Source organism: Methylomonas sp. BG-2, assembly GCF_057766305.1.
Map to the genome: position 1 here is coordinate 1 of NZ_JBYMAP010000166.1, position 8,723 is coordinate 8,723.

The 8,723-nt window shown below is 51.7% G+C and carries 11 protein-coding genes and 1 pseudogene; 3 read left to right on the forward strand and 9 right to left on the reverse strand.

Features of this window, described 5'->3' with window-relative positions; translation table 11 throughout:
- Nucleotides 1–89: 89 nt before the first annotated feature.
- Nucleotides 90–428, reverse strand: a complete 339-nt coding sequence (mazF, locus tag AC3B8H_RS15070; protein WP_488442366.1) for an endoribonuclease MazF — start codon at nucleotides 426–428, stop codon at nucleotides 90–92.
- Entirely contained in the window at nucleotides 428–676 is a 249-nt protein-coding gene (locus AC3B8H_RS15075; RefSeq protein WP_488442367.1) for an AbrB/MazE/SpoVT family DNA-binding domain-containing protein, read from the reverse strand. Before AC3B8H_RS15075 ends, mazF begins: the two co-directional genes overlap by 1 nt.
- Before the next feature lie 341 nt (nucleotides 677–1,017).
- Here AC3B8H_RS15075 and AC3B8H_RS15080 point away from each other — a divergent pair, with 341 nt between their 5' ends.
- Nucleotides 1,018–1,923 (forward strand): DNA-binding protein, encoded by a 906-nt coding sequence (locus tag AC3B8H_RS15080; protein ID WP_488442368.1) that lies wholly within the window; start codon nucleotides 1,018–1,020, stop codon nucleotides 1,921–1,923.
- 140 nt (nucleotides 1,924–2,063) lie between these two features.
- Nucleotides 2,064–2,312, forward strand: coding sequence for a CCDC90 family protein (locus AC3B8H_RS15085; protein ID WP_281023459.1), 249 nt, complete (start codon nucleotides 2,064–2,066; stop codon nucleotides 2,310–2,312).
- A 92-nt stretch (nucleotides 2,313–2,404) separates the two neighbouring features.
- Here the strand turns inward: AC3B8H_RS15085 and AC3B8H_RS15090 are convergent, their stop codons facing one another.
- The 3 genes from AC3B8H_RS15090 to AC3B8H_RS15100 all read right to left on the reverse strand — a co-directional run bounded on the left by AC3B8H_RS15090 (nucleotide 2,405) and on the right by AC3B8H_RS15100 (nucleotide 5,054).
- On the reverse strand, nucleotides 2,405–3,046 hold the full coding sequence (locus AC3B8H_RS15090; protein WP_488442369.1) for an NUDIX hydrolase: 642 nt from the start codon (nucleotides 3,044–3,046) through the stop codon (nucleotides 2,405–2,407).
- Nucleotides 3,047–3,179: 133 nt separating this feature from the next.
- Nucleotides 3,180–4,241, reverse strand: coding sequence for a helix-turn-helix domain-containing protein (locus AC3B8H_RS15095; RefSeq protein ID WP_488442370.1), 1,062 nt, complete (start codon nucleotides 4,239–4,241; stop codon nucleotides 3,180–3,182).
- A 501-nt stretch (nucleotides 4,242–4,742) separates the two neighbouring features.
- The gene (locus AC3B8H_RS15100; RefSeq protein ID WP_488442371.1) at nucleotides 4,743–5,054 is read right to left on the reverse strand and encodes a transposase; all 312 of its coding nucleotides are present in this window, start codon (nucleotides 5,052–5,054) and stop codon (nucleotides 4,743–4,745) included.
- Here AC3B8H_RS15100 and AC3B8H_RS15105 point away from each other — a divergent pair.
- On the forward strand, nucleotides 4,964–5,197 hold the full coding sequence (locus AC3B8H_RS15105; RefSeq protein ID WP_488442372.1) for an alpha/beta fold hydrolase: 234 nt from the start codon (nucleotides 4,964–4,966) through the stop codon (nucleotides 5,195–5,197). The genes AC3B8H_RS15100 and AC3B8H_RS15105 overlap by 91 nt on opposite strands.
- 140 nt (nucleotides 5,198–5,337) lie before the next feature.
- Here the strand turns inward: AC3B8H_RS15105 and AC3B8H_RS15110 are convergent, their stop codons facing one another.
- From AC3B8H_RS15110 to AC3B8H_RS15125, 4 genes and pseudogenes are all read right to left on the reverse strand, one after another.
- Nucleotides 5,338–5,865, reverse strand: coding sequence for a cysteine hydrolase family protein (locus AC3B8H_RS15110; protein ID WP_488442373.1), 528 nt, complete (start codon nucleotides 5,863–5,865; stop codon nucleotides 5,338–5,340).
- 40 nt (nucleotides 5,866–5,905) lie between these two features.
- The gene (locus AC3B8H_RS15115; protein ID WP_488442374.1) at nucleotides 5,906–6,589 is read right to left on the reverse strand and encodes a gamma-glutamylcyclotransferase family protein; all 684 of its coding nucleotides are present in this window, start codon (nucleotides 6,587–6,589) and stop codon (nucleotides 5,906–5,908) included.
- Between the two features lie 161 nt (nucleotides 6,590–6,750).
- A complete protein-coding gene (locus tag AC3B8H_RS15120) occupies nucleotides 6,751–7,842 on the reverse strand; it encodes an amidohydrolase family protein (protein WP_488442375.1) in 1,092 nt (363 codons plus the stop codon).
- 273 nt (nucleotides 7,843–8,115) lie between these two features.
- A pseudogene (locus AC3B8H_RS15125) lies at nucleotides 8,116–8,723 on the reverse strand (hypothetical protein); the annotation flags it as partial.

Genomic DNA, 8,723 nt, shown 5'->3' on the forward strand with positions numbered 1-8,723 from the left:
GCCACGGCCAGGTATCGTCTTTGTCCGGTTCATAAACGCCAATAACATAGCGAAGCTTTAAAATATTCATACTGGCCTACGCAGTATCATTATTGAATAAGAGCCTCGATTTTAGCCAACACCTCGGCCAATACCACGCCGTCCACCGTAGACACTTTTTCGGCCTGACGCGCAGCCCAATCCAGACTGCGAATCTGATCCGCTAATACCACACCACTCACACGGCCGCCGACCGGTAACGCGACCTCGAACGGATAACCTTTAATCCGACTGGTCACAGGGCAAATCAACGCTAACCCGGCTTTGGCGTTATAAGCGCGTGGCGTAATAACCAAGCCAGGGCGACGTCCCGCTTGTTCATGCCCTGCTTGAGGATCGAACGCAATCCACACCAAATCCCCGCGCTCAGGTACATACGACACCGCCATTAATCATCAACCTCGAGGCCAACATCCGGCCCCCACTCGATGCAATCATGCCGGTTATCGGCAGTCATGCCGGCGAGTAACTCATCCAACTTAAAAACTGGCTTAGCCGTGGTCGGCACAATACGGAACCCGCTATCGTCAGCCGTCAGTTCGACCGGCGAACCGACTTCCAGCTTTAACCGTGCCAGCATGGCTGCCGGCAATCGAATCACGGCGCTATTGCCCCATTTTTTAATTTCAGTTTGCATCAGATTTACACCCTATAAACACGCTTAACGCAAATCTTTGCCGGTCGATAGAGCGCCGCCAAAATGACTAACCCAAGGCCGGCGCCAGCCATAAAGTGCCAGCAGTTTGCAACCCCAATTTCATTGTTACCTCTGAAACCATTTAAAACAGTAGCTACATTGTGGCTACATTCTTGGTGGGTTGCAACCCTGTGGCGACAATGATTGAAATTTTGACAATCAGGACGGCGTGAGCTCAGCGCTCGGGGAGTTAACTTACTTTATTACTTTCTTACTTTCTTTGTTTCTTATAATGTGTCAAACTCCCGTCATCGCCGTTGAAATAAAAATGGGAGTTGGCCATGCAAACAGAAGTTTTCGATTCCAGCTTGGGTCGCCCGGCCGATATTACCGACGAACAAATTATCGAAGCGGGCAATACGTTAACGAAGGCGAATCGTAATGTGACCGGATTTGCGTTACGCAAGCTAACCGGCGGCGGCGATCCGAAGCGGCTCCGAGAGGTTTGGGACAGGCACCATGCCACTCAAGCGGTGAGTAATGCGGAACCCGTGGTCGAGTTGCCACTGGAAGTGGCCGAAAGCTTGGCGGCGTTGACCAAGGGTTTGGTCGACAAAATTAACGTGTTGGCGCTGGAGTTAAACGACAAGGCCGTCAAAACCCAAGAGCGGCGGGTAGCGGATGTGTTGCGAGCGGCGCGCGAACAGCAAGCCCAATCAGAGCGTGAGCTGGCCGATGCCTCCCAGGCAGTCGATGAATTGGAGGCCATGCTGACGGATGAGAAGGCTAGGGTAGGGGGATTGACCAAACATCTGGCCGAGGTGCAGGCCGCTAACCAGGCTCAGGCGGTCGAACTGGCCACCCTGCGCGAACGATTGGAGGCGGCCGAGAAAAACGCGAAGGTGGCATCCGAACAACATGAGGCCGAGCAAGCCAAACTGCGGCAACAATTGACGGGTCAAAAACAAGCCGCCCAGTCGATCGCGGCCGAACGGGATCAATTGAAAACGGAATTGGTTAAAGTGCAGACCAAGGCGGATGCCGCCGAGGAGTCACGTAAGGATGAAAGGAAACGAGCGGCGGCGGAACTTCAACGCACCGCTGATAAGCTGATCAAGCTCGAAGCGGAGACGGATCACGCTAAACGGGAAGCGGGGAGTGCTCGTGAGCAGGTCGCCCAACTAACAGGCCAATTAACGGCCATGACAACACAGGTCGAACAGTTAATGAAATCCCTCAGGAATTAGTGGCCTCAAAATCGCGTTTCGATGACTTATGGTATCGTCGGCTCGAGCGGTGGTGGACTGTGATATCCTCAGCCCCCTTTTGAGAAATCCTCGGTCACTGGTAAACTCGTTGCCAATATTCGGAACTCGAGACAACTCGCATGGCTACCGTTACGTTTGACACCCATAAATTTGTTCGTAAGCTCAAGGAAGCCGGTTTTGACGAAAAACAAGCGGAAGCGGTGTCCGAAGCTTTTCGCGATGCCCAATCTGAAACGGAACCGCTCACAAAAAAAGACTTGCAAATCGAACTTGCCCCAGTTCGTTCCGACTTGCTCATTTTGAAATGGATGATGGGGTTAGTATTTGCTGCCGAAGTCATGCCGTTGCTTGCCAAGCTATTAGCTTGATCGCGTTAGGTGTATTGCTAGCTTCATGAGGTAGGCATTTTATCAGTGAGCTAACAAGTCTCGATCAGCGTTCCAAAGGAATATACGAAATATCAATCCTCCAAATTGCGCACGAAGGTATAAGCGCCTGAGCCCTGCTTCATCCGATACAGAACGGCCGGTCGGCCGCCCTCCGAGCGCTTTTCGCCGGTATCAACCAATAGTTCCGCCTGTTCGATGCGGCGGCGAAAGGACTTTTTCTGTAACGGTTTTCCTATCAAAATTTCATGAAGGTGTTGGAGTTCCGGTAACGTGAATGTTTCCGGCAATGCGTATGCCGGCACGATCGAATACAGTGCCTTTTGCCGCATGCGTTCTCGTGCCAGTCCAATGATGGTCTGGTGATCAAAGGCTAACTTCATACTGTTGACGGCATCCAAGGGAAGCCATTGCGCATCGGTCACAGTCTCGATGTGGGTTTCGCAGTCCTGATACGCCATCAATGCGGTATAGACTACCGTGACCGACCAGCCACGCTTGTCACGGTCGGCATTGCCTATGCTTTGCAACTGTTCCAGATAGGGTGGATCGATACCGGTTTTTTCCTTGAGTTTGCGCACCACTGTATCTTCCAAGATCTTGTCTCGTTCCAGGTCGACAAAACCGCCCGGCAAGCCCCATTTGCCTTGATCTGGGTGATTCGAACGTTTAACCAATAACACTTTCAGGTGTTCTTCATGATAGGTAAACAGCATCGCATCGGAGGTCAGCAGCGGGTTTTCATATTGGTGTTTTGCAAACCACTGTTTTTGATGTGCATCCTTGCACTGCGGGAACCGCGAATAAATCGGCGTTACCTTAAGAAAGCCCTGCCGATTCGGCGCTAACTTAGCTGGATGGTTTCCCGGCGGTTACCAGGTGCAAAGAGGATTTCTCGGTGTTACCGGCTTCGGTTGTTTGGGAGCCAAGGTCGCTTTGGAGCGCGCACCGCGCCCGAAAGGCGCCCGGTGGCTCTTGGAATTGCTGACGGAATTGGCGATAAAAGTAAGACAGATCGTTAAACCCGGATTGGTAGGCGATCGCCGCGATATCAAAGTGGCGGAACTTGGGGTCGGCCAGCAGCTGGCATGCCCGGGCAATTCTTAGTCGATTAAGAATCTGAGTAACACTTTCTCCGGTTTCATTCAGCAGATCGAACAAATACCTCCGGGATATTTTCAATTCGCCGGCGATTTGCGCCGTACTGAGCCCAGGCTCAATAAAGTGCTTTTCCAGATATCGAATGACGGCCGCATGCCGGGCCGCCCGCACCCCTCCGGAATGGGACTCCTTAGCCACCTCGTCGTTGCAAAGAAAAGCGATGAGATCGACAATATGATCCCCCACTAGTTTGCCTAGGGTAGGATCTTGATCGACGCCTCCCTGGTCTAGCATTAGCAGGTAATTTCTTAACAGCTCTACGCCCTCTGAGTTGCAAAGAGGGGTCATGACCAAGCGCTCGGCTTTCGGTACCCGTTTGGTCAATTCTGCTCGGGAAATGCGCAAGCTCAAGAGCTTCTGGTATCCCTCGGGCGAGTCTGGTCCAAACGCTCCATCGAGAACTTTGGTCGAATCAACTAAGCCAGCGGTGTTTCGATTTATCAACAACCGCCGCTGTCCTTGCATAACCTCCCAGATACCGGATACGCATACCGATAGGCCTAAGTAATCGTCTAATCCGTCTCCGGTAATGAGTTCACGGGTACGGCGAAAACGCACCGCAGTACTGGTATGCCCTGCCATGCTCACGTGGCCGAAGGAATGAAACCGTGTTTGGTTGAAAAAAGGCCGCGAATCGGCGTGTTCCACATCGAATCCCGCTATTTTTCTGGAAAACATCTCGCGCCAAATGTCGACGCGGTCAATATCCGAGAAATCAGTGCTGGAAAAGGTGAACGCCGCTTTAGTCATTGGCCCAAATTCGTTTAACTCTTTGATGGATGCGATTGATGACCTGAAACCAGAATAAAGGGGTCAGGGTAAAATTAAATATCATCCGACTATTTGTCCGACTCATTTTTTCGCCAACCTACTGCTATTCTCGTTATTCTTGCCGTTAACCGCCGGCAGGTCAAGCTTTCGACTTCTGCTTTAAACCGATCATTTCCAAGCGCCAGTCCTTTGCCTTATCTCTTCCAAGGCTTCGCTTCGCCATTCCGGATGAAAAATGCTTGATAATTTGCTTGGCGGTCCCTCGCCTCATTTCCTGGCGCCAAATGCAAGGTATAACAGGCTGTTGAAAATTGCCCGCATACCTTCGGTTTCGATGCTCATTTTCGAAGCTTAGGGTGCGCTGGAAGCCTGATATGGCCTCAAAAACCGATTTTAGCCGGTTATATTGCCCCCGAAGGGGATTCATTTCCGCCTTTTGGCGGATTTCAGGCGCACGGCCGCCTAGGCGGTACTGTAACGTCAGCCGAAAATCGCCGCCATTCGCGTTAGGTTATAGGCGGCAAAGGTAAAAATCGTTTGCGCGGCAACCTTCGTCAAGCCACGGACCTTGGTTTGGCGTAGCGGGCCAACGGTTTTGGCCCAGCCGAAGACTTCTTCGATCTGTTTGCGGATTTTGAGGCTCTTGCGATAACCGTCGTGTTGGGTGGTGCGGCCATCAATGGCGGAGCCTTTGTCTTCATGTGATTGCCCCAGACTACCAGGGATCTGGATACAGCGACCGTCCGGAGCCGGACCGGACGACGTACACCTTCGACCTGCTTGCAAAAGCACATGTCGAAGGCTTATTGTCCGAGCTGAAGCTCAAGCAATACGTTTTGTACATGCAAGATTTCGGTGCGCCTGTTGGATACAGAATGATGTTGAATTCGCCGGAATCGATACGGGCACTTATCGTGCAGAGCGCAAATACTTAAGCTAAAGCATGGTTTGGTGTCATTCGTACTTTAGTGATTATTTTCGACCGTTTTCTGGGGCGCGGGAGTACGCTGCTGTTTTTTGTTTTCGGAATAGGCGCGGCAACAGCTAGGATCGGCCGCCGGCTTCTCCTATTCGCCTAATAGCTATCAACGTGAAACGCGGTTGAGAGCACGGTGGAAACCGTGGGAGATTTTGCAAGCGTAATGTTGTGATGCTCTCGAATCTGCCTTGCCGACAAATGCGCCTTGTCATGCGTAGTGTGCGCATCGGCGATGAGCTGGATGCGATACCCCAACGCGGAGGCATAACGAAGCGTGGAGTCCACGCAAAATTCGGTCGAGTAGCCGCAAATAATCAGATTGTCCGCTTCCATGGACTGAAGCGTCGCTTCGAGATCGGTTTGGAGAAATGCGTTGGCCATGGTTTTGCGGATCTTGATGTCGCCGTCTCGCATCGTCAATGCGGGCTGCAATTGCCAGCGAGCGGTTGCGTATTCCAGAAAGCCGGGGTGTTCCGATTGTATAAAAATAACCGGCGCACCAGCCGCTCTGGCCTGATTCGTGACGCTATTGATGCGTTGGATCACTTCGTCGGCTTCGTACGGTCGAGGACTGTCGTCGAATAATCCGCTTTGAACATCAATGACAAGCACTGCTGATTTCATGGGCTAGGGGGTAGTAAGCGTTGGTTCAGGGCGTTATCGATTAATTCGCCGACTCAAGACGAATCTTCCGAAAATAATCGGGTAATTGCTCTTGGAGCAATTGGTCGATCTGGCCGGCCTTGGGCTGATAAATATAGGGCCGCCGCGGATAAAGCCGGTCATTCACCCACGCCGTTGACCAGTGACTGGTAGTGGCCAGGCATTGCTTGGCAAAATTCTCGAGTGCATAGCGTTGCTCCTGCTCCAGGCAGCCCGACACAAAAATATCCACATAAGATTGCACGATGGGATGCCGTTCGTTCGCGATGGCGACGGATTCCGGTTTGTTCGCGTAGATCCAGACTTGTCCTTGCGGCGTTGGCGTTCCAGGCTTCAACAGCTTATATCCGGTGGGTTCCACGGCTAGTCGGCAATAAAAAAACTCGCGTTTGTCCATGACCGGAATATCGTCGGAACTGATGTTGTAAAGCACCGCGTTAAACCGGCCATCCTGGTCCGGAACGATGCCTAAATAGGTGGTATCCAGCCCTACGCCGGGGCCTTTGGCAAGCCAGCCGCGCCGGTAGCCCTTGACCATCACCGGATAAGCTGTCTCCGCGTTCGGTACGCTACGCCGGCGCGACTCGTCTTGCATCAAGCTGCCATAGCCGATGATGTATTGAGCCTGATTCGGATCGGGCGCCAGATTGCAGCGACTCGGCAAATCCGCCGCCAGTTTTTTCAATTCCCCGTCCGCGGCGGTGTCTTCATCTAGCGTCCGCGCCGTTGGTGGTTCCGCTTGCCGAACGGCGGAGGTTGGTTCTGCACATCCCGCACAGAGGCTAAATAACACCGGCCACAGAAACACATGGAAACGTTTATTTCGCATAAATGCCTACCTTTCTGTTAATGGCATATTGGCGGTGCTTGATACTGCAGCTCCAACATCCGGAAATAATTGTCACCCAACGCAATATTGCGAAACGCGGTGTCGTCAAGATATTGGTTGATTCGGCTGGTGACATCCAACTCTTCCTGGTAGACCTCGAATTGCTTGTTTCGAGCCGCCACAAAATCGGTACCGGGTAAAATACGCTCGGAATAGTGGTTTAGAAACGCAACATACTGGTCTCGGGCTTCCGGTTTGCTGAAATAATTGTCATAGAGTACCCGCCAGGAGATATCCAACATCAAGTTCGGATATTTTTCCAAAAAGGATTGCATGATTTGAATATGTTCGGCGGCTTTCATGGTGCTTAATTCCTTTGACAAACCCATATGCGCCCAGATAATTTTATTATCCGGATAAAGTTCTAATACATAGGCCATTAAGGGCAGATATTTTTTCGGCTCGGCATCGTTACCCAAGTCGGCGTGAATATTGATGGGAACATTGCGCTCTCTAAGCAAAGCCATAAACTCGGCCCATTGCGCGATATTTTCTTGAGTTGCGGGCTGATGGTGATTTTTAAGCAAGGCCTGTTTAATCAAATTCACCTCGCCCATCCACTTAAACATCTTCGGATATTCCTTATCGTAAAAAAGAATCATCTTGGCGATGTCGCTGGGATTGGCCAAATCGGGAAAGGTCATGGATAAGGTTAGATGCACATCCTTGGGTTTAAGCTCGAGATAATTGGCGGCATTGGCAAAATCGTTCTTGATGCTGGGCAACGCCGGCGTGCCGGGACAATCCAGGTAGTAAGTACAGGAAGAATCCACCGGTAAAATCTGGCCGATGCCGTACATATTGGCAAACAAAACCCCGGTCTTATTGAAGTATTCCGTCAGCTCGGATAGTGGTATGGCCGGGCCGCCGAATGGCCTGAAATGCAGATGCGAATCCACCACGGCGGTATAGGGTTCTGCCTGACGATCATAACACTGCGTATTTCCTTGAACGAAGGAAGCCAAGTCACGGCGATGGACATTGGCACATGCAGTAACAAAAATAACGGTAGCGGCGATGGCTACATTGGCAAAAAATACTCGTTTCATGAATATTCCCTACTCAAATCCATTTCCGGCGAAATTCGATTCTACTTTGTTATATTTCATTCCTGAGTCACTTCAGAGCTACTGGAGGGAGACTTGACCTTTTATCGACGAACATGTCGATCATTGTTAACTACCGCCAATTTTCTGCCGGTGAGTTATCCTGGCATCACCAAGGCCATATGATGATGCCAGGAGTTCTAGCGGCGCATTTGATGGTCTGTCATGCCGCATTCGCTTTGACTGAGACGGCCCAGCCAAAACGCTCAAGCGAACTTACGCGCTTATCTTGCCGGCCACCGTGCGCCTGCATCCCGCTACCAAACCAAGAAGGGCTGAACCGAACAACCAAACGCCGGCCGGTAGCGGCACCGAGGAAACCGGACCGGAACCCAGCGTCGAATTGCCGGCAATCAGGTTAAAGTTCAAGCCCGCGCCATTGGTATGGCTGTGCAGATCCAGGCTGAATGTCAGCGCAAGGGTTTTATCACTGTTACTGACCCAACTGCTCCAGTCACCGAAATCCACCGTCTTGTCGTCGAAAAAGGTCACAGCGTCCGCGGCATTGGCTGCATTGAAATCGTAGCTAGCACTTGAACTGGCGACGGCACCATCAACGTCAATGGCGAAGGACAAGGTATCGTCGCCGCTCAAAGCGGCAATACCAAACTCGGGACTGAGCAAACCCAACAACAGATGTTGAGCTGGCGCATAAGACGAGGTGTCCAAACTCATCGAAAAGCTGGCGTGATAATCGTGATAACCCGCCTCCGAACTGGTATTCAACACACCCAATGTGCCTTGCAGCCAAACCTGACTGCCGCCGCCGATGTCGAAGTCATGCAACACAGTCGGATTCTTGGCCAGTAGCGCCGAAACATCGG

What these genes read in the sequence shown, in the direction of transcription:
- mazF (WP_488442366.1), bottom strand. Translation starts at nt 428, where the DNA reads ATGGCGGTGTCGTATGTACCTGAGCGCGGGGATTTGGTGTGGATTGCG.
- AC3B8H_RS15075 (WP_488442367.1), bottom strand. Translation starts at nt 676, where the DNA reads ATGCAAACTGAAATTAAAAAATGGGGCAATAGCGCCGTGATTCGATTG.
- AC3B8H_RS15080 (WP_488442368.1), top strand. Translation starts at nt 1,018, where the DNA reads ATGCAAACAGAAGTTTTCGATTCCAGCTTGGGTCGCCCGGCCGATATT.
- AC3B8H_RS15085 (WP_281023459.1), top strand. Translation starts at nt 2,064, where the DNA reads ATGGCTACCGTTACGTTTGACACCCATAAATTTGTTCGTAAGCTCAAG.
- AC3B8H_RS15090 (WP_488442369.1), bottom strand. Translation starts at nt 3,046, where the DNA reads ATGCTGTTTACCTATCATGAAGAACACCTGAAAGTGTTATTGGTTAAA.
- AC3B8H_RS15095 (WP_488442370.1), bottom strand. Translation starts at nt 4,241, where the DNA reads ATGACTAAAGCGGCGTTCACCTTTTCCAGCACTGATTTCTCGGATATT.
- AC3B8H_RS15110 (WP_488442373.1), bottom strand. Translation starts at nt 5,865, where the DNA reads ATGAAATCAGCAGTGCTTGTCATTGATGTTCAAAGCGGATTATTCGAC.
- AC3B8H_RS15120 (WP_488442375.1), bottom strand. Translation starts at nt 7,842, where the DNA reads ATGAAACGAGTATTTTTTGCCAATGTAGCCATCGCCGCTACCGTTATT.